Origin of the sequence: Streptomyces sp. NPDC059695, assembly GCF_042733785.1 — a bacterium.
Taxonomy (GTDB): Bacteria; Actinomycetota; Actinomycetes; order Streptomycetales; family Streptomycetaceae; genus Streptomyces.
Genome location: NZ_JBHWFF010000011.1, coordinates 159,430 through 181,237 on the forward strand (window position 1 = coordinate 159,430; position 21,808 = coordinate 181,237).

Here is a 21,808-nt window from a genome sequence, read left to right on the forward strand (position 1 = left end):
CCCCGGTTTGTGGGGGGGGTGGGGGGGTGTGTTTTTTTTTCACCCCCCCCCCCCCCCGCCCGCCCGCCCCCCCCCCCCGCCCGCGGGGGGGGGGGCGCCCCCCGCCCCCCTCCGGGAGGCGGTCGGTGCCGCTCAGGGAGCGATCGGCAGCTGCCGCTTGTGCTCGGTGAGCTCGTAGCGGCGGACGATCGTGGCGTACGCGGCCTCGGCGACCGGCTTCCCCTCCAGGAAGTCGTCGATGTCGTCGTAGGTGACGCCGAGGGCGTCCTCGTCGGCCTTGCCCGGGTCGAGGGTCTCCAGGTCGGCCGTGGGGACCTTCCACACCAGCGAGGCGGGGGCGCCCAGCTCGTCGGCGATCGCGCGGACGCGGCGCTTGGTCAGGCCGGTCAGCGGGACGACGTCGGCGGCGCCGTCGCCGAACTTGGTGAAGAAGCCGGAGACGGCCTCGGCGGCGTGGTCGGTGCCGACCACGAGACCGTCGTGGGCGCCGGCGACGGCGTACTGGGCGATCATGCGCTGCCGTGCCTTGATGTTGCCCTGGACGAAGTCCTGGTGGTGGGCGTCGCGGAAGGTCACCCCGCCGGCGAGGCAGGCGTCCAGGGCCGCGTCGCTGGACGCCTTGACGTCCACGGTGAGGACCTGGTCGGCGCGGATGAAGCCGAGGGCGGTCTGCGCGTCCCCCTCGTCGGCCTGGACGCCGTACGGCAGGCGCATCGCGTAGAAGGTGGCGTCGTGGCCGGCGGCGCGGGCCCGCTCCACGGCGAGCTGGCAGAGCCGTCCTGCGGTGGTGGAGTCGACGCCGCCGCTGATGCCGAGGACCAGGGACCGCAGGCCGGTGGAGGTGAGCCGCTCGGTGAGGAAGGCCACCCGGCGCTCGATCTCCGCCGTCGGGTCGAAGGTCTCGGCGACCTGGAGGTCCCGGGCGATCTGCTGCTGGAGGGCGGTGGACGCCGGGTCGGTCACGGAGTTCTCCTCGTCGGGGTTCGGTCGGCGGCGGACCGAGGGGTACGGGACGTACGGGGTGCACGGCGGCGCACCGGGACGTACGAGGTGCGCCGGGGTCGACTCTACGCGCCGCCCGGCCGGCCGTCGGACGCGTCCGGGGCGCAGAGCACCTCGACCCGCTGGACGTGGTTGGCGGCGAAGCCGCCGCGGTTCCACGGCCCGGTGAGCGGCTGGACGTTCCCCGCGGCGTCGGTGGCCCGCACGGTCAGGTGGCGCAGGCCGGGCGTCGCCGTCCAGGTGGCGTGCCAGGCGGACCAGGCCCACGGGTGGGCGGGGTCCCGGTCGAGGACGGCGTCGGTCCAGGCCGCGCCGCCGTCCTCGCTGATCTCGACGCGGGTGACCGGGCCGTGCCCGGACCAGGCGCGGCCGGTGAGCGGGACCGGCCCGGGGCGGACGACGCGGGTGCGGGACATGAAGTCGGGGAAGCCGGGCGGCACCATGAGGGCCCGGGGTGCGACGAGGGTGACCGGCTCCCCGGGTTCGTCCGCCGTCCGGCGCAGCCGGTAGGCGACGCTCTGCTGGAAGCCGGTGTACGGGGTGGCGGTGACGGTGACGTCCCGGAGCCACTTCACGTGGGCCATGCCGTACCAGCCGGGGACGACGAGGCGGAGCGGGCTGCCGTGCTGCGGCGGCAGGGGCGCGCCGTTCATCGCGTACGCGACGAGGACGTCCCGGGCGGGGTCGGCGGCGGTCGTCAGCGGCAGGCTGCGGCGGTAGTCCTGCTCGACGCCCCGCTCGACGCCGTGGTCGGCGCCGGTGAACACCGCCTCGGCCGCGTCCTCGGCGACGCCGGCCTCGGCGAGGAGGGCGGCCAGCGGGACACCGGTCCAGTCGGCGGTCCCGACGGCCTCGACGAGCCAGGGCTGGCTGACGGGGCGGGGGCTGAGCAGGGCCCGGCCGTTGCCCGCGCACTCCAGGGTGACCCGCCGGGTCACGGCGGGCCGGGCGCGGAGCGCCGCGAGGTCCAGGTCGAGGGGCCGCAGGACCCGGCCGTGGACGGCGAGCCGCCAGCGGTCCGGGTCCGTGGCGGGGATGTCGTAGTGCACGAGGAGGTAGTGGAGTCCGGGCGGGGTGACGTCGTACCGCAGGGCCTCCAGGGGGAGGCCGTGGTTGCGCGCGGCGAGGGCGAGCTCGTGCGCGCTGATCCCCTCGCCGTCCTCGGCCACGCGTCCCGGTGCGCTGATGTCACCCGGCCCGCGCCGGGATCCGTCCATACCCTCCATCGTCCGCCCGGGCCGGGGCCGGGGCACCTCGGCGGGGTCCGGGGGCGGGGCCAGGGCTCACGCCTGTGTGCCGGGGCCCTCCAGGGCTCGGGCGAGGCCGTCCTGGGGCAGGCCCGTGAGGGCGCGGACGAAGATCTCCTCGTAGGCCGGTTCGCCTATCGTCGCGCGGGCGGTGTCCGTGTACTTCTCGTGCAGGGCCCGGAGCCCGGGCAGTCCGCGCCGGGGCTGGCCCGTGGCGCGCCAGTACGCCTCGCCCGTGCCGCTCACGTCCGCCGCGCGTTCGCCGTCCCCGGCCGCCGCGAGGGCGGTGGCCAGGACGTCGAGGCCCAGGGCGACGCCGAGGCTCGCGCCGAGGCCGCGGGTGCCTTCGAGCATGGCGCGGGCGTGGCCGGCGGCGGCCAGGGGGTCTCCTTCCAGGAGGCCGGTGAGCGCGAGCTGGTATTCGAGGGCGGTCCGCGTCCAGTGTTCGTCGAGCTCCTGGCACAGGGCGCGCAGGCGGAGCGCCCCCTGCCGGGCCTCGGCGAGCCGGCCGAGACCGGTGAGGGCGAAAACGCGGACCAGGTGGCAGCGGAGCCTCGCGGCGGAGTCGGCGGGGCCGCCCCGCGCGGCGTCGAGGACGTGGCCGACGACGACGTACGCGGACATCGGCCGGCCGGTGGTCAGGGCGAGGAGTCCGGCGAGGGCGGCGGCGTCGAGGGTGAGCTCGCCGGGGCGGTCCCGGCCGCCGCGCGGGGCCTCGTCCCGCTCGGCGTACTCGGTGTACTCGGTGTTCCGGGCTTCGCGGGCGCAGCGTTCGCTCACCTCCTGGGCGGGGCCGAACTCGCCCTGGAGGACCAGGGTGACGCCGAGGGCCCACAGGGCGCGGGCCCGGACGCGGCCGCGGGCCTCGCCGAGGACCAGGGCCTGTTCGAGGCCGTCGCGGGCCTCGCGGAGCCGGCCGCGGCAGGACCAGGCGAAGGCGACGGAGCCGATGAGGTCGAGGGCGGCGTCGGGGTCGGTGCGCAGCAGCCGGTCCAGGGCGGTGCGCAGGTCGGTGTGGTGGGCGTCGACGGTCCGGTACCAGCGGAGCTGGCGGGCGCCGTGCCACTCGGTCTCCGCCCGGCGGGCCAGGCCGCGGAAGTGCGTGGCGTGGCGGTCGGCGACCGTTCCGGTCTCGCCGGTCCGGTCCAGCCAGGTCGCGCCGTACTCGCGGATGGTGTCGAGCATGCGGAGTCTGCCGCCGGCGTCGGGCGGGCGGACGACGGAGGAGCGGACGAGTCCGTCGAGGGCGGCGGGCAGGGTCGCGCGGTCCAGCGGACCGCCCGTGCACACGGCCAGCGCGGAGGAGAGGTCGAAGGGGCCGCGGAAGACGGAGAGCCGGGCCCAGAGGAGGCGTTCGAGGGGCGTGCTCAGCTCGTGGCTCCAGCCGATGGCGGCCCGCAGGGTCTGGTGGCGGCTCGGCCAGACCCGCTCGGTGTGGGCGAGCAGGTCGAAGCGGGCCTCCGGCGGGGCGTCGAGGCGGGTGCCGAGCTGGTCGCGGACGGCTTCGGCGCCCTGGAGGCGGATCTGTGCGGCGGCGAGCTCCAGGGCCAGCGGGATGCCCTCCAGACGTACGCAGATCTCGCCGGCGGGTCCGGCGGCCGGGAAGTCCTGTCCGGCGGCGCCGCGCAGCAGCTGCAGGGCGTCGCCGCCGGCGGGCGGCAGCGGGTCGAGGGGGACGACGTGCTCGCCCGCGACGCCGAGGGGGCGGCGGCTGGTGGCGAGGACGGTGAGTCCGGGGGCGGCGGCGAGGAGTTCGGTGACGAGTCGCGCGCACGGCTCGGCGAGGTGTTCGCAGGAGTCGAGGACGAGCAGCAGGCGGTCGTCGGCCAGCCGGCGGCGGAGTCCGGTGGTGGCCGCGCCGGGGGTGTGGTCGGCGAGGTCGACGGAGTCGGCGACGAGCGGGACGAGGAGCCGCTCGCCGTCGAGCTGGTCGAGGTCGGTCCACCAGGCGCCGTCCGGGAAGCCGTCGGCGGCGTGGTGCGCGGCGCGCAGCGCGAGCCGGGTCTTGCCGACTCCCCCGACGCCGGTCACGGTGACGAGGCGCCGCTCCGCCAACGCGGCGGAGACGCGCTCCAGTTCCGTGCGGCGTCCCACGAAACCGGGGTTCTCGTCCGGCAGATGTCCACGCACGGGAGCAGTGTCCCTCATGCGCGTCCCGAACGGACCGGTGGAACCGGTTCGTTACGCGTGGGCGGACCGCGCTCCGCCGCGACCTGCGGCAATTCGTTTGACCGGGCCGCGGGACGGGGCTGCACTGTGCGGGGCACCGCGGCGGGTGGTGCCGGTGTTCGGGAGGCAGACGCACCGATGGAGATCCGTTCCACGACCGACCAGGACCGACAGCCGCCGGTCTCCTCGGCGCCGCGCCACGTCGCCGTGCACCGGGACGCCGACGGCGTCCCGGACGGATACGCGAGCTACTCGGTGGAGAGCGGCACCCTGACCGTCGACGAGACCGTCGCCGTCGACGACGCCGCCTTCACGGCCCTGGCCCGGTTCGTGCTCGGGCACGATCCGGTCGGCACGGTCGTGTTCAAGCACGTGCCGCCCGGGCACCCGCTGCGCTGGCAGCTCGCGGACTTCCGCGCGGGCGAGGTGGGCGGCGACACCGACTGGCTGTGGGTGCGGCTGCTGGACGTGCCGGGGGCGCTGACCGCGCGCGGCTGGTTCGCGGACGGTGAGCTCGTCCTCGACGTCGAGGATCCGTTCCTCGGCGAGCACGGCCGCCATCTGCTGACCGTCCGGGACGGCAGGGCCGAGTGCGTCCCGACGGACCGGGAGCCGGACCTGTCCCTGGACGTGCGGGACCTGGGTGCGGTGTACCTGGGCGGCACCGCCCCGAGCACCCTGGTGCGGGCCGGGCACGTGACGGCGCACCGGCCGGACGCGGCCGCGCGCGCCGACGCCCTCTTCCGGGGCGAGCGGGACCCGCACTGCCTGCACTGGTTCTGACCGCGGCGGGGCGGCTTCACGGTCCTTCGACCGTCACGTCCACGGAGTACCACCCCTGGGCCCCGTCGGGCATGGTGTCGGTGCGCTCCTCCGGCTGGGTGGCGCCCGTGCCGTCGGTGGCGCGGACGGTGAGGGTGTGGCGGCCGGGGGTGGCGGCCCAGGGGTGGACCCACTGGCGCCAGGTGTCGGCGCTGTCCTCGGCGGCGAGCCGGGCGTCCTGCCAGGGGCCGTCGTCGATCCGTACCTGGACCCGGCGGATGCCGCGGTGCTGGGCCCAGGCGACCCCGGCGACCATGACGGTCCCGGCGGCGGGGCGGGCGAAGGGGCGCGGGGTGTCGATGCGGGACTGGGTCTTGACGGGTGCCTGGGCCGCCCAGCCGCGCGGGACCCAGTAGGCGTCGTAGGCGTCGAAGGTGGTGAGTTCGATCGACTCGATCCACTTGCAGGCGGAGACGTAGCCGTACAGGCCGGGGACGATCATGCGGACGGGGAATCCGTGGGTGAAGGGCAGGGGTTCGCCGTTCATCCCGAAGACGAGGAGGGCGTCGCGGCCGTCCATGACGGTTTCGACGGGGGTGCCGATGGTCATGCCGTCGACGGAGCGGGCGACCAGCTGGTCTGCGGGGCCGCCCGCGGAGGGCGGCCGGACGCCTGCCTCGCGGAGGAGGTCGGCGAGGCGGACGCCGAGCCAGCGGGCGTTGCCGACGTAGGGGCCGCCGACCGGGTTGGAGACGCAGCACAGGGTGATGTCCCGCTCCACCACGGGGCGGGCCATGAGCTCGCGCAGGGTGACGGTGCGTTCCTCGCGGACGCCGCTGCCGTGGATGCGCAGCCGCCAGTGGTCGGCGTCGACCCTGGGGACGACGAGCGCGGTGTCGACCCGGTAGAAGTCGCGGTTCGGGGTGACGAAGGGGCTGATGCCGGGGACGGGGAGCTGTGCTCCGGCGGGCACGGCCGGGGCGGGGGAGGCGGGCCGGGGCAGGCGCAGGGCCTCACGGGAGGCGACGGCGTTCTCCTGTACGGGACTGCCGATGGCGCGGGCGATGGCGGCGGCCCCGGTCGCGGCGAGCCCGGTGGAGGCGGCGACGATCAGGAAGCCGCGCCGGTCCGCCCGCGCGGTGCCGGGCACCGGTGTGAGGAGCCGGCCGGTCAGGACGTACAGCAGGAGGGCTCCGGCGGCGCCGCCGACGAGGGAGGGCACGGCGTCCAGGGCCGAGTCGGAGTCGGGGCGGGTGACGGCGGCGACGGCTCCGAGGACGCCGAAGGCGGCGACGGCCGCCGCGCCGAGCGCGCGGTGGCGGAGCGCGAGCAGCCCGACGCCGAGGGCGAGGACGGCGAGGAGGAGCAGGATGCCGAGCTGGAGGACCGTCTTGTCGTTCTCGCCGAAGGCGCGGATCGCCCCTTCCTTGAGGGCCGCGGGGGTCCGGTCGACGACGGTGCCTCCGACGGCGACGACGGGGCCGGCCTCGGGGCGCACCCAGAAGGAGGCGAGGTCCGCGACGGCCAGGGAGACACAGGCCGAGACGAGGCCGCCGAGCGCGGCGAGGAGTCGGTCGGTGCGGGTGGGTGCGGGGTGTGGCCCGGGCGCGGTCCTGATGGCGTTCATGGGGGGAGTTTCGGCACGCCGGGGCGCCCGGTTGGGTGTGTTCACCCGGGTGGGCGATGCCGGGGAGGGCCGCTACGGGTCGCCCGGCGTCGCCAGGTCGTCCACGGCCCGTGCGCCGACGACCGCCCCGGTGGTCCTCCTGCCTCGGCGGAGCCTGCGTTCGAGCCACGAGGCGAAGCTGGTGAGGGCGAAGTTCAGGACGACGAACAGGACGGCGACGACGGTGAAGCAGGCGATCGTGTTGGCGCCGTAGTTGGCGCTCATCGGGCGGACGGAGGCGAGGAGTTCGGAGAAGCCGAGCATGGCGCCGCCGAGGGCGGTGTCCTTGACGATGACGACGAGCTGGCTGACGAGGGCGGGGAGCATGGCGGTGACGGCCTGCGGCAGGAGGACGTACGCCATCGTCTGGCCCTTGCGCATCCCGATGGCCAGGGCCGCGTCGGTCTGGCCCGCGGGGAGGGCGAGGATGCCGGCGCGGACGACCTCGGCGAGCACGGAGGCGTTGTAGAGGACGAGGCCGGTGACGACGGCGTACAGGGGCCGGACGTCGGGGCTGATGTCGGTGAACTGGGAGTAGGCGGCGTTCGCGAAGAGCATCAGGATCAGGACGGGGATGGCCCGGAAGAACTCGACGACGGTCCCGGCCGCGCCGCGGACGGCGCGGTGGTCGGAGAGCCTGAGGATGCCGAGGAGCGCGCCCAGGGGCAGGGCGATGACCATGGAGAGCGCGGCGGCGATCACGGTGTTCTTCAGGGCGGGCAGGAGGTACGTCTCCCAGACCCGGGGGTCGGTGAAGAAGGGCGCCCACTTGTCCCAGGCGAGCTGGTTCTTGTCGGCGAGGCTCGCCACGACCCACCACACGACGGCGGCGAGGCCGATCAGGAAGAGCAGGGTCCAGAGCAGGTTGCGCCGCCGGGCGCGCGGCCCGGGGGCGTCGTAGAGGACGGTGGGTGAGTCCTTCACCGCTTCACCGCGACCTTCTTGGCCACCCAGCCGAGGAAGAGGCCGGTGGGCAGGGTGAGGCAGAGGAAGCCGACCGCGAAGATCGCGGAGATGAGCAGGAGCTGGGCCTCGTTCTCGATCATCTCCCGCATCAGCAGGGCCGCTTCGGCGACGCCGATGGCGGCGGCCACGGTGGTGTTCTTGGTGAGGGCGATGAGGACGTTGGCGAGGGGGCCGACGACCGAGCGGAAGGCCTGCGGGAGCACGATCAGGCGGAGGATCTGGGGGAAGCCGAGGCCGATGGCGCGGGCGGCCTCGACCTGTCCGAGGGGGACGGTGTTGATGCCGGAGCGGAGGGCCTCGCAGACGAAGGCGCTGGTGTAGGCGGTGAGTCCGAGGAGCGCGAGCCGGAAGTTGATGGTGGTGAACCGGTCGGCGCCGAGGGTGACTCCGAGGGTCTGGAAGAGGCCGAGCGAGGTGAAGACGATGATGACGGTGAGGGGGATGTTGCGGACGATGTTGACGTAGACGGTGCCGAAGCCCCGCATGAGGGGGACGGGGCTGACGCGCATCGCGGCCAGCAGCGTCCCCCAGACGAGGGAGCCGATCGCGGAGTAGACGGTGAGCTGCACCGTCACCCAGAAGGCTCCGAGCAGGTCGTACCCCTGGAGGAAGTCGAACACGGCGGCCTGCTCACTGGACGACGACGCCGATCTTCGGGGCGGGCTCGTTCTTGTAGCCGGCGGGGCCGAAGTTCTTCGTGACCGCGGCCTGCCAGGAACCGTCGGCGACCATCTTCTCCAGGGCCGTGTTGATCTTGGCCTTGAGGTCGCTGCCCTTCTGGACGCCGATGCCGTAGTTCTCGTTGCTCATCTTGAAGCCGCCGAGCTTGAACTTCCCCTTGAACTCGGGCTGCGCGGCGTATCCGGCGAGGATCGAGTCGTCGGTGGTGACGGCGTCGATGACCCCGTTCTCCAGGCCGGTCAGGCACTCGGAGTAGCCGCCGTACTCCTGGAGCTGGGCGTCGGGGGCGATCTTGTCCTTGACGTTCTGCGCGGAGGTGGAGCCGGTGACCGAGCAGAGCTTCTTGTTGTTGAGGTCCGACGGCTTCTTGATGGAGTCGTCGTCGGCCCGGATCAGGACGTCCTGGTGCGCGAGGAGGTACGGGCCCGCGAAGTCGACCTTCTCGGCCCGCTTGGGGGTGATCGAGTACGAGGCGGCGATGAAGTCCACGTCCCCGCGCTGGAGCAGCGTCTCGCGGTCGGCGCTCTTCGCCTCCTTCCACACGATGTCGGACGGGTCGTGGCCGAGCTGCTTGGCGACGTACTTCGCCACGTCCACGTCGAAGCCCGTATAGGTGCCGTCGGGGGTCTTCAGGCCGATGCCGGGCTGATCGAACTTGATGCCGACGGTGATCTTGCCGTTGTCGTCGCGGTGGACCGCGCCGGCCGCGCCGTGCGCGAGGCCGGCGGAGGTGAAGGAGAGGACGACGGCCGCCGCGACGGCGACGGCGGCCCTGTGGGTGCTGAGCGGGTTCATGCGGATCACCCCTGGGGGCTGCGGTTCGGGCGACCGGGGGGCGGCCGCGGGCCCGGTGGTGCGGTCTCGGGCGGGTCAGTGGTGGAGGATCTTGGAGAGGAAGTCCTTGGCGCGCTCGCTGCGCGGGTTGCCGAAGAACTCGTCCGGGGTCGTCTCCTCGACGATCTTCCCGTCGGCCATGAAGACGACGCGGTTCGCGGCGGAGCGCGCGAAGCCCATCTCGTGGGTCACGACCACCATCGTCATGCCGTCCCTGGCCAGTTGCCGCATGACCTCCAGGACCTCGTTGATCATCTCGGGGTCCAGCGCAGAGGTCGGCTCGTCGAAGAGCATCACCTTCGGATCCATCGCGAGGGCGCGGGCGATCGCCACCCGCTGCTGCTGTCCCCCGGAGAGCTGGGCGGGGTACTTGTCGGCCTGGGAGGCGACCCCGACCCGGTCGAGGAGGGCGCGGGCCCGCTCCTCGGCCTCCTTCCGCTCCTTCTTGCGGACCTTGATCTGCCCGAGGGTCACGTTGCCGAGCACGGTCTTGTGGGCGAAGAGGTTGAAGGACTGGAAGACCATGCCCACGTCGGCCCGCAGGGCCGCCAGCTCACGTCCCTCTGCGGGCAGCGGCCGCCCGTCGACGACGATGTCGCCCGCGTCGATGGTCTCCAGGCGGTTGATCGCCCGGCACAGCGTCGACTTCCCCGAGCCCGACGGCCCGATGACGACGACGACCTCGCCGCGGTGGACCGTGAGGTCGATGGACCGGAGGACGTGGAGGGGGCCGAAGTGCTTGTCGACCCCGCGCAGGACGACGAGTGCGTCGCCACCGTCCGGGACGGGCATGGCACCCTCCAGGGTCACGCCCCCGCTTGCCGCTCCCTCCTCAGGTTCATGCTCCGCCCTCGGCCCGGCGCGCGCACTCCGGAGGCGGGGTGTACGGAGGGTGAGCGGCGCGTGCGGAGGGTGCGCAGGGTGCACGGAGGGTGCGCGCCGGGCGGGCTCCGCGCGCGCCGGCACCCGGTCGGCGACCCGGACCCTGCGCGCGGGGGCGGCCGGGCCCACACTGGGGGTGGGAGCCGAGTGTGCGAGGAGGGTCCGCCATGAGCAGAGTCGCGCCCAAGGTCAGCACGTTGCCGCCGGAGCACCGGGAACGTCTGATGGCCTTCGCCGAGGACGTGTACTTCGAGTCCGGCCACCGTCTGTTCGAGGAGCAGCAGCACGCCGACCGGTTCTGGATCGTCAAGACGGGCGCGGTGACCCTCGACGCGAAGGTGCCGGGCCGGGGGTCGCCCGTGATCGAGACCCTGCGCCACGGGGAACTGGTCGGGCTGTCCTGGCTCTTCCCGCCGTACCTGTGCCAGTCGGGGGCCGAGGCCATGACGCCGGTGCGGGCGTACGAGTTCGACGCCCACGCCGTCCGGTCGATGTGCCACTCGGACACGGAGTTCGGCGCCGCGGTCGTGTTCTGGGTGGGGTCGATCCTCGCCCACCGTCTCCATGTGACCCGGGTCCGTCTCCTCGACCTGTACGCGCCGCACGGGAGCGGCATCATGGCCTGACCCCCCCCCCCCGCGGTACGGGCCCCGGGCGGCGGTACGGTGGGCAGGGCGCACCGCGCACCCCCGTACGAGACCCCGTACGCGCACTCCGGCGAGGAGCGGTGAGGCCCGCATGAGCGACCCGAGGACGGCACGCGAGGCGATCGCCCTCGTCACCGACGACTTCACCGAACTCCGCTTCGACGAGGGGCCCTTGCCGGACGACGGGCCGATCGGGTGGCCCGGCTACTCGGCCGCGCACGCGCGGGCCGCCGCGCGTGCGGGCGAGACCGAGTCGGTGGTCTGCGGCACGGCCGTGGTGGGCGGGGTGACGGCGGTGCTGGTCTCCTTCGAGTTCCGGTTCCTCGGCGGGTCCCTCGGGGAGCGGACCGGCGCGCGGGCCTCCGCCGCCCACGCCCTGGCGCGGGAGCGCCGGCTGCCCGTGGTCGTCCTGCCGGCCACGGGGGGCAGCCGGATGCACGAGGGCATGCGCGCCCTCCTCCAACTCCAGCTCCTGGCGCGCGAGTCGGAGCTCACCCGGGCCGCCGGACTGCCTCAGGTCGCGGTCCTGCGGGATCCGACGACGGGCGGCGGCTGGGCCACCCTCGGCGCCGGGTCCGACGTCGTGCTCGCCCTGCCCGGTGCCCAGGTCGGCTTCGCCGGCTCCCGGGTGCGGCCGCCGGACGCGGACCCCGCCGCGTACACGGCCGAGGCGCAGTTCGCCCACGGTCACATCGACGCGATCGTGCCGCCCTCCGAGCTGCGCGGGACCCTCGGGCGGTGGCTCTCGCTGCTGGCCCGCCCCGCCGAGGGCCCGGTGCCGCCGCCGCACGCGCTCGGCGACGCGGGGGCGCCGCCCGCTCCGAGCGGGCGGGAGGCCGTGGCGCGCGCCCGGCACCCGGACCGGCCCCGGGCCGCCGCGTACCTCGACGCCCACTTCACGCTACGCGAGGAGATCTCGGGCGACCGCTGCGGGGGCGTCGACCCGGGCGTGCGGTGCGGCTTCGGCCGGCTCCCGGACGGGCGCACCGTCGCCTACGCGGCGCAGTGCGGCACCGCGACCCGTCCGGCCGGCTTCCGCACGGCGGCCCGGCTGGTGCGGCTCGCCGGCCGCCTCGGGATCCCGGTGCTGACCCTCGTCGACACCCCGGGGGCCGCGAACGACCCGGAGGCGGAGCGCGCGGGCGCGGGGACCGCGATCGCCGATCTCTTCGCGGCGGTCGCCTCCGCCCGCACGCCCCTGACGTCGCTGCTCGTCGGCGAGGGCGGTTCGGGCGGCGCCCTGGCCCTGGCTGCTCCGGGCAACACCTGGGCCACACCGGACAGTTACTTCTCCGTCATCGCCCCCGAACTGGCCACCGCGATCCTGAAGCGCCCTCCCGAGGACGCGCCGGCCACGGCGGACCGGCTCCGTCTGCGGCCCGAGGACCTGGTGGCCCTGGGGGTGGTGCGGGGAGTGGTGGACCGGGCGGACCCGAGGGACCGCTGACGGACGGCTCCGGTGCCCGCACCGGGGGGCACGGCGGCGCGTAGGATCATCATGAAAATCGACAACCGTGTGTTCCGCGGCTTCGGGCGTCCGACGCGTGCGGACGGGCGGACGGGCGGATCACGACACCGGTTCACCACCGGGGCGACGGCGGCCGGAGCCCGGGGCGGCAGAGCCGTCCGCCGTGTGGCCGGACCGCCCGTGAGAGGAACGAGAGCGATGCTCGGCTACTGCCTGGCGGTCGTCCGCCGACTGGCCCCGACCGCGCTGGCGGTCGGCGTGGTGTGCGCGGCGGCCGTGACCGCCGCGCTGGTCCTCGGCGACGGCGCGCCGTGGAGCGGGGCCGCTCCGGAGGCCGTGGCGGTGGGTGCGGTGGTCGCCCTCGCCTTCGCCGCCGTACTGACCGTCACCACCGTGCTGGGCGCCGCCCGCACGGCTCACCGGTACGGTTTCACGCTGAGCGCCGACGCCGTGGCCCTGCCCGCCGTCCGCGAGGTGCGGATGCCGGCCGTGGCGGGCAGGACCGCCCACCAGCTGACGGACAGCGTGCGGTACGAGGTCGAGAACGACCCCGTCCTGCGGGTGCGCGAGGTCACCGCGTTCGGGCACGGCGTCCTGGACCTGACCCTGCGCGGACCGTCGGACACGGCGGTCCTCGTCCGGGTCCGCGTCACGACCGGACCGGAGGAGACGGCCGTCGTCGTGGAGGCGCGTCCCGAGGACACGTACAAGCGGCTCGACGGCGCGCTCTGCTGGGCCCTCGCCCGCGTCGTCGAGGAGCGGGTGGCACGGGCCCTGCGCGCCGAGGCCGGGGACGGCGCCCGCTGACGCCGGGCTCGCCCGCACGGGCGCCCGGACCACGTCAGTCCGCGCGGCCCCCGTCCCGTCCCGGTGGCGCGCCGACCTCCAGCCACACCACCTTGCCCACAGCCCCCGGCGCCTTGTCCTGGCTGCCCCAGGCTCCGGCGAGACGGTTCAGCACCATCAGGCCGTGCCCGCCGGGCAGGGCCGGCGACCGGGGGACCCGCGCGTGCGGGTGCTCCGGGCTGGCGTCGGACACCTCCACGCGCAGCCGGCCGTCCCCGTGCCTCAGGACCAGTTCCTCGGGGCCTCCCGCGTGCAGGCACGCGTTGGTGACGACCTCCGACACCAGCAGCAGGACGTCCTCGACCCGTTGCTCCGCCTCCTCGCCGTCCGCCGGGGTCCAGCCCCAGTCGGCCAGCGCCCGTGCCGTGAAGTCCCGGCAGCGCGAGACGACCCCGCGCGACCCGTGCAGCACGAGCCTGCGGACCTGCTCCGGGGGCGGCCCGGCCGCGCCGTCAGCCACGGGCCTCCTCGCCGTCCCCCGGGGCGGCCTGCTCGTCGGCGAGCGCCGCGGCCAGGTCCCCGTACACGCGGAAGACCCGCTCCGCCCCGGTGATCTCGAACATCCGGTCCACCGGCGGGCGGATTCCGGCGAGGTCCAGGCGCCCTCCGGTCTCCCGCAGCCGCAGCCGCGCCCGCAGGAGTTCGTTCAGGCCGGTCGAGTCGCAGAAGGTCAGGCCCGAGCAGTCGACGACGACCCGCCGGGCCCGGGGGTGGGCGTCGAGCGCCGTGCTCAGCGGTCCGACCGTGTCGTGGTCGAGCTCCCCGCGCAGGGCGAGGACCACCACGTCGTCGGACGTTCCGGCCGCGGCCGGGACCCTGACGGCGAACCGCTCCTCGCCGCCCTCGTCGGCGTCCGTGGACACCACCCACCTCCTCGTACCGTTCGGCGACGTCTCTCCCCTACCCAGTTTCGGACAGGTGGCCGCACATGACCTCCGCGGGGCGGGACGGCCCGGCGGAGGGACCGCCCGCTAGCGGGGCTGGACCGCGCCGTCGTAGACGTGGTCCGGTGTCACGATCGCCGTGATCGCCCGGGCGAGCAGCGTCGACGGCTCCTGGCCCTGGCTGGTGATGTCCGTGTTGATCATGATGACGAGCGTGGCGTCCCGCTCCGGCAGGTACACCGTCACCGTCTCGTACCCCGGGATCGAGCCGTTGTGCCCGATCCAGCCGTTCGCGTCGAAGATGCCGAGGCCGTAGCTCAGCCCCGGGACCCCCGTGGGGAGGGTCTTCAGGCGCTGCTCCTGCGTCCCGGGGCGGAGCAGCTCCCCCGTCGCGAGGATCTTCGCCCAGCGGCGCAGGTCGTGCAGGTCGGAGATCATCGCTCCGGCCGCCCAGGCCCAGCTGGGATTCCAGTCCGTGCTGTCGGCGACCGCGCCGCCGAGGGTCTGGTTCGTGTAGCCCCGGGGGTGGGGCTCGGGGAACTCGGTTCCGCTCGGCAGGAGCGTGTGGCGCAGCTGGGCCGGCCGGAGCACCCGGTTGCGGAGGAAGCCGGCGAGCGGCTGCCCGGTCACCTTCTCGACCACCAGGCCGAGGAGGACCAGGTTGGAGTTCGAGTACTCGAACCTGGCGCCCGGCCTGAACGTGTTCTTGTGCTTGAAGCCGTACGCGAGCGACTCCTCCGGGGTGAAGGAGCGCTGCGGGTCGCTGAGCAGGTCGTGGACGAAGTCCGGGTCGGACGTGTACGGGAAGAGGCCGCTGCGCATCTCGGCGAGGTGGCGCAGGGTGATCCGGTGGCCGTTCGGCACGCCGTGGACGTAGCGGGAGATGGGGTCGTCGAGGCCGATCCGGTGGTCGTCGACGAGCTTCAGGAGCGCGGTGACGGTGAAGGTCTTCGTCTCGCTGCCGATGCGGACGTAGCCGTCGGTGGACATCGGCCGGCCGGTGGCCCGGTCGGCGACCCCGGTCGCGCGGACGTAGCTGCCCCGCCCCGGCATCCAGAGGCCGACGGCGACGCCGGGGATGCCGGCCTGCGCGCGGACGTCCTCGATCGCCCGGTCGAGCCGGGCGGTGAGCTCGGGCCCGAGCCCGCCCGGCGGGCAGTCGTCCTCGCCGTGCCGGTCGGCGCCGACGGCGCTCACGGCGTGGACTGCGGCGGCGGGCGTCGCCGTCATCGGGGCCAGCACGGACGCCACGAGCAGCGTCGCGGCGAACAGCCGGCGGGAGGGGGTGCGTCTCATGTGGGGGGCGCCTCTTCCGGATCAGGAGAGCTTCGGGACGGCCACATCACCACCGGGGGCCGGCACGGCGACGTTCCGCCCCGGCGCCCGTCCGGCGAGTCCACCCGTACGGGGCCACGCGTACGGGACCACGCGGGAAGCCGGGACGGCCTCCGGCCCCGGCCGCCGGACGTCGGATAATGACGGCCGACCCCTACACCTGGAGACGAAGGACCGATGACACCGACAGTGGGCCTGCGGGTGAAGCTGACAGCCGATCTCCGGCTGGCGGGACAGGTGGTTCCGGCCGACGAACCGCCCGGTGAGGCCGGGACGGGCCCGGGAGCGGGCTTCCTGGTCCTGGCGGCCGGAGTCGAGGGCACGGTCGAGCGGGTGGACGAGGACCGGCCGCAGAGCCACGAGGTCCGCGAGTACGAGCGGCTCAAGTCGCTGCTCGACGACTTCGGCCACCAGATGCCCCCGGGCAGCAGGCGGCAGCTGGAGGAGCAGGTCGCCGCGCTCGAGCCCGAGTGGACCGCGTACCGGGAACGGAAGCTGCGCCTGACCGTCCGCGTGCGCTTCGACAACGGCTTCGCGCTGGACGACGCCCCCGGGGACCTGTTCGTCTCCCTCTGACCTTCCTCTGACCTTCCTCTGACCTTCCTCTCCCGCAGCACTGCTTTGCGGTTTCCGCAACGTTCTTTGCCAGTCCTCCTCCTTCGGTCCGAGTCTGGACACCGTCCGCACTCGTCGAAGGGGGAACTCACGTGCTCACGACGTCCCAGGCGGCCCCACCGCCCGCCCCGCTGAGCGCGCGCCGTCGCTGGACGGTGCTCGCGGTCTGCGCGCTCAGCATGTTCCTGGTCGGTGTCGACGCCACCATCGTCAACGTCGGGCTGCCCGAGATCGGGCGGGGCCTCGACGTGGGCACCCGAGGCCTCGAATGGGTCGTCGACGCCTACACCGTGGCCATGGCCAGTCTGCTCATGGTGGCCGGCGCCCTCGCCGACCGGCTCGGCCGCCGCCGGGTCTTCCGGTACGGGCTGGTCGTCTTCGGTCTGGCCTCCCTCGCGTGCGCCTTCGCGCCGTCGCCCGGCGTCCTCGTGGCCGCCCGGGCCGTGCAGGGGATCGGGGCCTCGATGCTGAGTCCGGTGGCCCTGGCGATCGTGGTGAACGCGATGCCCGACCCCCGGGAACGGGCCCGCGCGATCGGCGTCTGGGCCTCGGTGTTCGGGCTGAGCATGGCGGCGGGCCCGGTCACCGGCGGGGCGCTCATCGCCGCGTTCGGCTGGCGTGCGGTGTTCTGGATCAACGTGCCGGTGGTGGTCCTCGCCCTCGTCCTGGTCGCGGTGTTCGTGCCGGAGTCCCGAGGGGAGCGGGCCCGGCGTCTCGACCTGCCGGGTCAGGTGCTGCTCACGGCGGCGCTCCTCCTGACCGTCGGCCTGCTCATCGAGGGCCCCCGCATCGGCTGGACGTCGCCCGCGGCCCTCGCCGGATACGTGCTGACGGCGGCGGCCGCGGCCGGCTTCGTCCGGGTCGAACTCCGGCGCGACGAGCCCCTGATGGACCTCGGCCTGTTCCGCCGGCCGCCGTTCGTCATGGCGGTGCTCGGCGCCACGGCGGTCTTCGTCGCCCTCAACGTGACCCTGCTGCTCAGCACCCTCTACCTCCAGCAGGCCCGTGGCTGGACCCCGCTCGCGAGCGGCGCGGCCACGCTGCCGATGGCCCTCGGGGCCACGCTGTGCGCGCCGTGGTCCGGCGTCCTGGTGGGCCGCGTCGGACCCCGGCGTCCGCTGCTCCTCGCGGGCGGGTTCACGGCGGCGGGCGGCCTGAGCCTGGTGGGCCTGGACGGGGACACGGGCCTGCCGCTGATCCTGCTCGCCTTCCTCCTGGCCGGGATCGGGTTCGGCTTCGCCAACGCTCCCCTGACGAACACCGCGGTCGCCGGTCTGCCGCCGTCCCGGGCCGGGGTGGCGGGGGCGATCACGTCCACCTCGCGCCAGGTCGGCGTGGCGGTCGGCATCGCCGTCGCGGGCGGACTGGTCTCGGGCGCGGCCCCGGCCGGTCTCGCGGCGGCGACCCGTCCGGGCTGGCTGGTCGTGGCGGCGTGCGGGCTCTTCCTGCTCGTCGTGGCCCGCACGGCGGCGTCCCGCCGCTGAGCCCGGCGAGTCTTGGTCGCGCGCTGCACGCCCGCTGTACGTCCGCTGTACGGGGGCTGTACGGCGCGCGGCGAGAGTGGCAGCACCCGAACGCAGCGGTGTTCGGGGCCCGTTCACTCGATCCAGGAGCCTCTGATGAAGCGCAAGCCCCGTACCCGGGCCGTCCTCGCCGGCGGTCTCGCCGCGGCCGCCCTCGGCACCCTCGTCGCCGGGGTCGGTGTGGCGCAGGCCGACGAGAAGCACGACCGGCGGGCGAAGACGACCGAGCGGGAGATCGCCGGTCTCTTCGACCGCTGGAACGCGGCCCTGCGCTCCGGCGACCCGGAGCGGGTCACCCGCCTGTACGCCGAGGACGCCGTCCTGCTGCCGACGGCCTCGCCGCGGATCCGCACGGACCACGCGGAGATAGCCGACTACTTCGCGCACTTCCTGCGGAAGAAGCCGCGGGGCGAGAAGATCCGTACGGAGATCGAGGTCCTCGACTCCGACTCGGCGATCGACGCCGGCCTGTACCGCTTCCACCTGACCGACCCGAAGACCGGCGTCACCCAGCCGGTCGAGGCGCGCTACACCTACGTGTACGAGAAGCGGGACGGCAGGTGGCTGATCGTCAACCACCACTCCTCGGTGCTCCCGGCCGAGGGCTGATCCACCGGGGCCCTTCGGCCCCGGTCCTCAGCAGGATCCTGACGCACAGTCCGCCGCCGGGCGCGTCCCGCAGGGCCACTCCGCCGCCGTCGTCGGTGACCAGCTGCCTGACGATGGCGAGCCCCAGGCCGGAGCCCGAGCGCCCGGTCAGCCCCTGACCGCGCCAGAACCGGTCGAAGGCCCGGGCCTGTTCGGCGGCGGACATGCCGGGGCCCTGGTCGAGGACCTCGAGGACCACCTCCTCCGGGCCGCCCGTCTCCATCCGTACGGTGATCGTCCCCCGGTCCGGGGAGACCTCCAGGGCGTTGGAGAGCACGTTGTCGAGGACCTGGTCGAGATTGCCCGGTCCGGCGAGCACCCGCGGCAGGTCGTCGGCCTCGCCGGTGAGCACGATGGTCACGCCGCGTTCGTCGGCGGCCGGGCGCCAGACCTTCAGCCGCTCCTCCACCAGCTCGCGCAGCGCCAGCGGTTCGGGCGCGGACACCTTGGCCTCGGCACGGGCGAGCACGAGCAGACCGCTGACCAGCCGGCTCATCCGTACGACCTCGGCGGTGGCCTGGTCGACGTCCTCGCGGACGAACTCGTCGTCGACGCCGTCCGCGATGTTGTCGAGGGAGAGGCGCAGCGCGGTCAGCGGGGTCCGCAGCTGGTGGGAGGCGTCCGCGACGAAGATGCGCTGGGAGGCGACGAGGGTGTCGAGGCGTTCGGCGCCCTGATTGAGCGTGCGGGCCAGGGTCTGCGTCTCCTGCGGCCCGGTGACGGGCGAGCGGGCGGTCAGGTCGCCGTCGCCGAACCGGCTGGCCATGTCGTTGAGCTGGCGCAGCGGCTTGGTCAGCAGCCGGGCGACGATCGCGCCGAGACCGGCGGCGACCGCGAGGACACCGACCGCGAGGATCGCGCGGAAGCCCCAGATCCGCCACAGCCGGTCGGTCAGGTCGGCGGTCGCGTACCGGACGCGCACGGCGCCGACGATCCGTTCCGCCGCGGCGCCCCGCTCCCCCACCGCCGTGTCCTGCCGGGCGAACACGGGCACGGTGACGACCAGTTCCGGTCCCCAGACGAGCCGGGACCCCCAGTCGACGGTGGTCCTGCCGTGGCGCAGCGCCTCGTCGAACGCCGGATCGCCGGGGCGCGCGGGCGGGGACAGCGGCTCCAGCTCGCCGCGGCCGTCGGCGGCCACCCCCTCCACGGTCCCGGGCGTCTCGTCCGCGTAGGCCCGGGCCATCCGGGCCAGCGCCTGCCGGGCGGGCGCGTCGCCGTCCCCGAGCAGCAGCGCCATGGTGGTGGCCTCGCGGCGTACGGACTCCTCGGTGTCGCCGCGCAGTTGGGCGGTGAGGGTGAACGCGACGGGCACGGTGAAGGCGGCGAGCGCCACCGCGACCAGGGCGACGTAGCTGAGGATGAGGCGCCTGATCACGGGTGGTCCCGGGACTCCACGACCAGGCGGAAGCCCACGCCGCGCACCGCCTCGACGGTGACCGCTCCGGCCAGCTTGCGCCGCAGCGCCGCCACGTGGACGTCGAGCGTCTTGGTCGGCCCGAACCAGTTGGCGTCCCAGACGGCTTCCATGATCTGCTCGCGGGACATCAGCGCGCCCGGCTCCTCCGTGAGGAACGCGAGCAGGTCGTACTCCTTGGGCGTGAGCGCCACTTCGGCCTCGTCCAGCCACACCCGCGCGGCCTTGCGGTCGACGCTCAGCCGGGCGCCGTACCGCTGGGGTCCGGCGGGCTGCTCCGCCGGCCGCACCCTGCGCATCACGGCCCTGATCCAAGCAATGACCTCGCGCACCCCGAAGGGCTTGGAGACGTAGTCGTCCGCGCCGATCTCCAGGCCGACGACCCGGTCGGTCTCGTCGCTGCGGGCGCTGATCACGATGATCGGCACGTCGCCGCGCCGGCGGAGCGCCCGGCAGACGTCGAGCCCGTCGGTGTCGGGGAGGCCGAGATCGAGCAGGACGAGGTCGTACGGGGTGGTGACGGCGAGTCCCGCCGCCCCCGTGGTGACCCACTCCACCTCGAACCCGTAGCGCAGCAGCCCGCGTCGCAGGGACTCCGCGACCGGCTCGTCGTCTTCCACCAGGAGTACACGCACGGGGCAACCCTAGTTCGGGTTCCGTACGCCCGTTCACCACCGGAGAGCGGGCCCGGGGTCGGTCGGGGCTCACCCGGTCGAAGTGGTCGTCAGATGCCGGGCCCGTAGCCCGGGTCCGGGCCCTGGCGCGGATGCCACCAGGCCGCGAGACCCCAGAGCGCGAGTCCCGCGACGGCGACGCACACGAGCGCCGCCACCCAGGGCCGGAACCGCCGGACGGCGGCCGCCCAGGTCAGCGGAGGGACGACGAGACCGGCGAAGAGGATGAGCGGCACGTCGACGAGGATCACGCCCCAGTCGCGGGCGTGCGCCTCGAAGCCGCCGTCGATGCTGTACGCGGCCCGGGGCAGCGCGAAGGCGCCCGCGACCGCGACCCCGATGACGGCGAGCAGGCAGCCGACGGCGCTCTCCGCCCGGTCCCGCGATTCCTGTGACGGGTTCTCGCTCATGCCCGGGACGGACGCCGGGAGGCGCCGCCCGGTTCCGCGCACCCGCGCCTTGCGGGCGTCCGCACGGCCCGCGTCCGCCCGCACCGCCGCGTCGGCACCGCCCGCCCGCCCGTCCGTCCGTCCGCACCGCCTGTCCGTCCCCACCGCCGTACGGCTACCGGGTCAGGACGATGGCCGTGAGCACCAGTCCCTCGCGCACGAGCCAGCGGCCGGTGAAGCGGTCGCGCCGGACGCCGCCGGTCACCGGGCCGGGGACGAGCAGCCGGGCGGTGAACGTGCCGGTGTGGCCGCGCGGGTCCGGGGCCGGTTCGAACACCAGGGACGCCTCGTCGAAGCCGAGCTCTCGCCCGGTCAGCGGGTACCAGGTCTTGAAGACGCTCTCCTTGGCGCTGAAGAGCAGCCGGTCCCAGGGGACCCCCGGGAGGCGGGCGGCCAGCTCGTCCAGGTGGCCGCGCTCGCCGGGCAGCGACACGCCGTCCAGGACCCCCTCGGGAAGGGGTTCGGCGGGTTCCGCGTCGATGCCGAGCGACAGGACGTCCGTGGTCCTGGCCAGCGCGGCGGCCCGGTAGCCCGCGCAGTGCGTCATGCTGCCCGCCACGCCGTGCGGCCAGCGGGGCGCGCCGCGGACGCCCGGCGCGAGGGGGGCCTGCGGCAGGCCGAGGCGGCGCAGCGCGAGCCGGGCGCAGAGCCGTACGGTGGCGAACTCGCGCTGCCGTCTGGGGACGGCGCGGGCGACGGCGGCGGCCTCCTCGGGGTAGAGGGCGACGGGCTCCGTGTCGTCGCGGCGCCAGGCGGAGGCGACGGGGGCCGGCAGCAGGTCCGCGATCATCCGGCGCTCCTCCCGGCCTCTTCGGTGGCCCGCTCCCAGGCGCGCAGGAGCTCGCCGGGCAGTCTCCCGCGATCCGGTACCTCGATGCCCTGCGCCCGTCCCCACGCGCGGAGTTCACGGGTGTCCAGCCCACCGGGGCGGCTCATGACCGGCAGCCGGGGGGCCGTCGGTGGCCGTGCGCCGACGGGCCGTTCGGCGTTCGCCTCCCACCGGGAGCGGTGCGGCCGCACGGTGGGAGTGATCGGTTCGAGCATGTCCGCGACAGTACCGGCCGTGACCGCCACTCCCCCGGTCGGCCCCGCT

22 protein-coding genes and 1 pseudogene are annotated in these 21,808 nt (G+C 74.7%); 7 read left to right on the top strand and 16 right to left on the bottom strand.

Translation table 11 applies throughout. From position 1 onward, the window contains the following. Window positions 1-132: 132 nt before the first annotated feature. The 3 genes from nadE to ACFV2S_RS16280 all read right to left on the bottom strand — a co-directional run bounded on the left by nadE (window position 133) and on the right by ACFV2S_RS16280 (window position 4,397). Complete coding sequence (gene nadE, locus ACFV2S_RS16270; protein ID WP_385558727.1) at window positions 133-963, bottom strand: ammonia-dependent NAD(+) synthetase; 831 nt, start codon at window positions 961-963, stop codon at window positions 133-135. Window positions 964-1,067: 104 nt separating this feature from the next. Further along, on the bottom strand, window positions 1,068-2,219 hold the full coding sequence (locus tag ACFV2S_RS16275) for a sulfite oxidase (RefSeq protein WP_385558730.1): 1,152 nt from the start codon (window positions 2,217-2,219) through the stop codon (window positions 1,068-1,070). Between the two features lie 66 nt (window positions 2,220-2,285). Beyond that, window positions 2,286-4,397, bottom strand: coding sequence for an ATP-binding protein (locus ACFV2S_RS16280; protein ID WP_385558733.1), 2,112 nt, complete (start codon window positions 4,395-4,397; stop codon window positions 2,286-2,288). Window positions 4,398-4,589: 192 nt separating this feature from the next. Between ACFV2S_RS16280 and ACFV2S_RS16285 the strand changes: the two are divergent. Next, window positions 4,590-5,201 (top strand): annotated as a pseudogene (locus ACFV2S_RS16285) (sterol carrier protein domain-containing protein); the annotation flags it as partial. 16 nt (window positions 5,202-5,217) lie between these two features. Here ACFV2S_RS16285 and ACFV2S_RS16290 read toward each other — a convergent pair. From ACFV2S_RS16290 to ACFV2S_RS16310, 5 genes are all read right to left on the bottom strand, one after another. Further along, complete coding sequence (locus ACFV2S_RS16290) at window positions 5,218-6,807, bottom strand: molybdopterin-dependent oxidoreductase (protein WP_385558736.1); 1,590 nt, start codon at window positions 6,805-6,807, stop codon at window positions 5,218-5,220. 72 nt (window positions 6,808-6,879) lie between these two features. Next, complete coding sequence (locus ACFV2S_RS16295) at window positions 6,880-7,770, bottom strand: amino acid ABC transporter permease (RefSeq protein WP_385558739.1); 891 nt, start codon at window positions 7,768-7,770, stop codon at window positions 6,880-6,882. Beyond that, window positions 7,767-8,432 carry an amino acid ABC transporter permease gene (locus ACFV2S_RS16300; RefSeq protein ID WP_385558742.1) on the bottom strand — a complete coding sequence of 222 codons (666 nt, stop codon included), beginning with the start codon at window positions 8,430-8,432 and terminating at the stop codon, window positions 7,767-7,769. Before ACFV2S_RS16300 ends, ACFV2S_RS16295 begins: the two co-directional genes overlap by 4 nt. 10 nt (window positions 8,433-8,442) lie before the next feature. Then, entirely contained in the window at window positions 8,443-9,288 is an 846-nt protein-coding gene (locus ACFV2S_RS16305; RefSeq protein WP_385558745.1) for a glutamate ABC transporter substrate-binding protein, read from the bottom strand. 75 nt (window positions 9,289-9,363) lie between these two features. After that, window positions 9,364-10,119, bottom strand: coding sequence for an amino acid ABC transporter ATP-binding protein (locus ACFV2S_RS16310; protein ID WP_383787084.1), 756 nt, complete (start codon window positions 10,117-10,119; stop codon window positions 9,364-9,366). 257 nt (window positions 10,120-10,376) lie between these two features. Between ACFV2S_RS16310 and ACFV2S_RS16315 the strand changes: the two genes are divergently transcribed. From ACFV2S_RS16315 to ACFV2S_RS16325, 3 genes are all read left to right on the top strand, one after another. Next, on the top strand, window positions 10,377-10,835 hold the full coding sequence (locus ACFV2S_RS16315) for a Crp/Fnr family transcriptional regulator (protein ID WP_385558748.1): 459 nt from the start codon (window positions 10,377-10,379) through the stop codon (window positions 10,833-10,835). 112 nt (window positions 10,836-10,947) lie between these two features. Beyond that, the gene (locus ACFV2S_RS16320; RefSeq protein WP_385558752.1) at window positions 10,948-12,303 is read left to right on the top strand and encodes a carboxyl transferase domain-containing protein; all 1,356 of its coding nucleotides are present in this window, start codon (window positions 10,948-10,950) and stop codon (window positions 12,301-12,303) included. A 219-nt stretch (window positions 12,304-12,522) separates the two neighbouring features. Beyond that, window positions 12,523-13,131: a hypothetical protein gene (locus ACFV2S_RS16325; RefSeq protein ID WP_385558755.1), complete on the top strand. Its 609-nt coding sequence runs from the start codon at window positions 12,523-12,525 to the stop codon at window positions 13,129-13,131. 34 nt (window positions 13,132-13,165) lie between these two features. Here ACFV2S_RS16325 and ACFV2S_RS16330 read toward each other — a convergent pair whose 3' ends face one another. The 3 genes from ACFV2S_RS16330 to ACFV2S_RS16340 form a co-directional block, all read right to left on the bottom strand. Continuing rightward, the gene (locus ACFV2S_RS16330) at window positions 13,166-13,630 is read right to left on the bottom strand and encodes an ATP-binding protein (protein ID WP_385558758.1); all 465 of its coding nucleotides are present in this window, start codon (window positions 13,628-13,630) and stop codon (window positions 13,166-13,168) included. Continuing rightward, window positions 13,623-14,033, bottom strand: a complete 411-nt coding sequence (locus tag ACFV2S_RS16335; RefSeq protein ID WP_385558761.1) for an STAS domain-containing protein — start codon at window positions 14,031-14,033, stop codon at window positions 13,623-13,625. The genes ACFV2S_RS16330 and ACFV2S_RS16335 overlap by 8 nt, the downstream gene beginning before the upstream one ends. Before the next feature lie 108 nt (window positions 14,034-14,141). Then, window positions 14,142-15,350, bottom strand: a complete 1,209-nt coding sequence (locus tag ACFV2S_RS16340; protein WP_385558764.1) for a serine hydrolase domain-containing protein — start codon at window positions 15,348-15,350, stop codon at window positions 14,142-14,144. 216 nt (window positions 15,351-15,566) lie between these two features. Between ACFV2S_RS16340 and ACFV2S_RS16345 the strand changes: the two genes are divergently transcribed. The 3 genes from ACFV2S_RS16345 (at window position 15,567) to ACFV2S_RS16355 (ending at window position 18,136) form a co-directional block, all read left to right on the top strand. After that, complete coding sequence (locus tag ACFV2S_RS16345) at window positions 15,567-15,965, top strand: hypothetical protein (protein WP_385558767.1); 399 nt, start codon at window positions 15,567-15,569, stop codon at window positions 15,963-15,965. 131 nt (window positions 15,966-16,096) lie between these two features. After that, window positions 16,097-17,488, top strand: a complete 1,392-nt coding sequence (locus ACFV2S_RS16350; protein WP_385558770.1) for an MFS transporter — start codon at window positions 16,097-16,099, stop codon at window positions 17,486-17,488. Window positions 17,489-17,623: 135 nt separating this feature from the next. Beyond that, window positions 17,624-18,136, top strand: coding sequence for an SgcJ/EcaC family oxidoreductase (locus ACFV2S_RS16355; RefSeq protein WP_385558773.1), 513 nt, complete (start codon window positions 17,624-17,626; stop codon window positions 18,134-18,136). On the opposite strand, the gene ACFV2S_RS16360 is transcribed toward ACFV2S_RS16355, so the two are convergent. The 5 genes from ACFV2S_RS16360 to ACFV2S_RS16380 form a co-directional block, all read right to left on the bottom strand. After that, window positions 18,099-19,553 (bottom strand): sensor histidine kinase, encoded by a 1,455-nt coding sequence (locus ACFV2S_RS16360; protein ID WP_385558776.1) that lies wholly within the window; start codon window positions 19,551-19,553, stop codon window positions 18,099-18,101. The genes ACFV2S_RS16355 and ACFV2S_RS16360 overlap by 38 nt on opposite strands. Further along, complete coding sequence (locus ACFV2S_RS16365) at window positions 19,550-20,227, bottom strand: response regulator transcription factor (protein ID WP_385558779.1); 678 nt, start codon at window positions 20,225-20,227, stop codon at window positions 19,550-19,552. Before ACFV2S_RS16365 ends, ACFV2S_RS16360 begins: the two co-directional genes overlap by 4 nt. A gap of 89 nt (window positions 20,228-20,316) precedes the next feature. Continuing rightward, entirely contained in the window at window positions 20,317-20,676 is a 360-nt protein-coding gene (locus ACFV2S_RS16370) for a hypothetical protein (RefSeq protein ID WP_385558785.1), read from the bottom strand. 154 nt (window positions 20,677-20,830) lie between these two features. After that, window positions 20,831-21,505, bottom strand: a complete 675-nt coding sequence (locus ACFV2S_RS16375) for a 4'-phosphopantetheinyl transferase (protein WP_385558788.1) — start codon at window positions 21,503-21,505, stop codon at window positions 20,831-20,833. Then, on the bottom strand, window positions 21,502-21,759 hold the full coding sequence (locus tag ACFV2S_RS16380) for a hypothetical protein (protein ID WP_385558792.1): 258 nt from the start codon (window positions 21,757-21,759) through the stop codon (window positions 21,502-21,504). Before ACFV2S_RS16380 ends, ACFV2S_RS16375 begins: the two co-directional genes overlap by 4 nt. Window positions 21,760-21,808 lie beyond the last annotated feature (49 nt).

Bases quoted from the DNA above. Each gene is read 5' to 3' on its own strand.
- ACFV2S_RS16275 (WP_385558730.1), bottom strand. From the start codon at position 2,219: ATGGACGGATCCCGGCGCGGGCCGGGTGACATCAGCGCACCGGGACGC.
- ACFV2S_RS16280 (WP_385558733.1), bottom strand. From the start codon at position 4,397: ATGAGGGACACTGCTCCCGTGCGTGGACATCTGCCGGACGAGAACCCC.
- ACFV2S_RS16290 (WP_385558736.1), bottom strand. From the start codon at position 6,807: ATGAACGCCATCAGGACCGCGCCCGGGCCACACCCCGCACCCACCCGC.
- ACFV2S_RS16305 (WP_385558745.1), bottom strand. From the start codon at position 9,288: ATGAACCCGCTCAGCACCCACAGGGCCGCCGTCGCCGTCGCGGCGGCC.
- ACFV2S_RS16310 (WP_383787084.1), bottom strand. From the start codon at position 10,119: ATGCCCGTCCCGGACGGTGGCGACGCACTCGTCGTCCTGCGCGGGGTC.
- ACFV2S_RS16315 (WP_385558748.1), top strand. From the start codon at position 10,377: ATGAGCAGAGTCGCGCCCAAGGTCAGCACGTTGCCGCCGGAGCACCGG.
- ACFV2S_RS16320 (WP_385558752.1), top strand. From the start codon at position 10,948: ATGAGCGACCCGAGGACGGCACGCGAGGCGATCGCCCTCGTCACCGAC.
- ACFV2S_RS16325 (WP_385558755.1), top strand. From the start codon at position 12,523: ATGCTCGGCTACTGCCTGGCGGTCGTCCGCCGACTGGCCCCGACCGCG.
- ACFV2S_RS16340 (WP_385558764.1), bottom strand. From the start codon at position 15,350: ATGAGACGCACCCCCTCCCGCCGGCTGTTCGCCGCGACGCTGCTCGTG.
- ACFV2S_RS16345 (WP_385558767.1), top strand. From the start codon at position 15,567: ATGACACCGACAGTGGGCCTGCGGGTGAAGCTGACAGCCGATCTCCGG.
- ACFV2S_RS16355 (WP_385558773.1), top strand. From the start codon at position 17,624: ATGAAGCGCAAGCCCCGTACCCGGGCCGTCCTCGCCGGCGGTCTCGCC.
- ACFV2S_RS16370 (WP_385558785.1), bottom strand. From the start codon at position 20,676: ATGAGCGAGAACCCGTCACAGGAATCGCGGGACCGGGCGGAGAGCGCC.
- ACFV2S_RS16375 (WP_385558788.1), bottom strand. From the start codon at position 21,505: ATGATCGCGGACCTGCTGCCGGCCCCCGTCGCCTCCGCCTGGCGCCGC.
- ACFV2S_RS16380 (WP_385558792.1), bottom strand. From the start codon at position 21,759: ATGCTCGAACCGATCACTCCCACCGTGCGGCCGCACCGCTCCCGGTGG.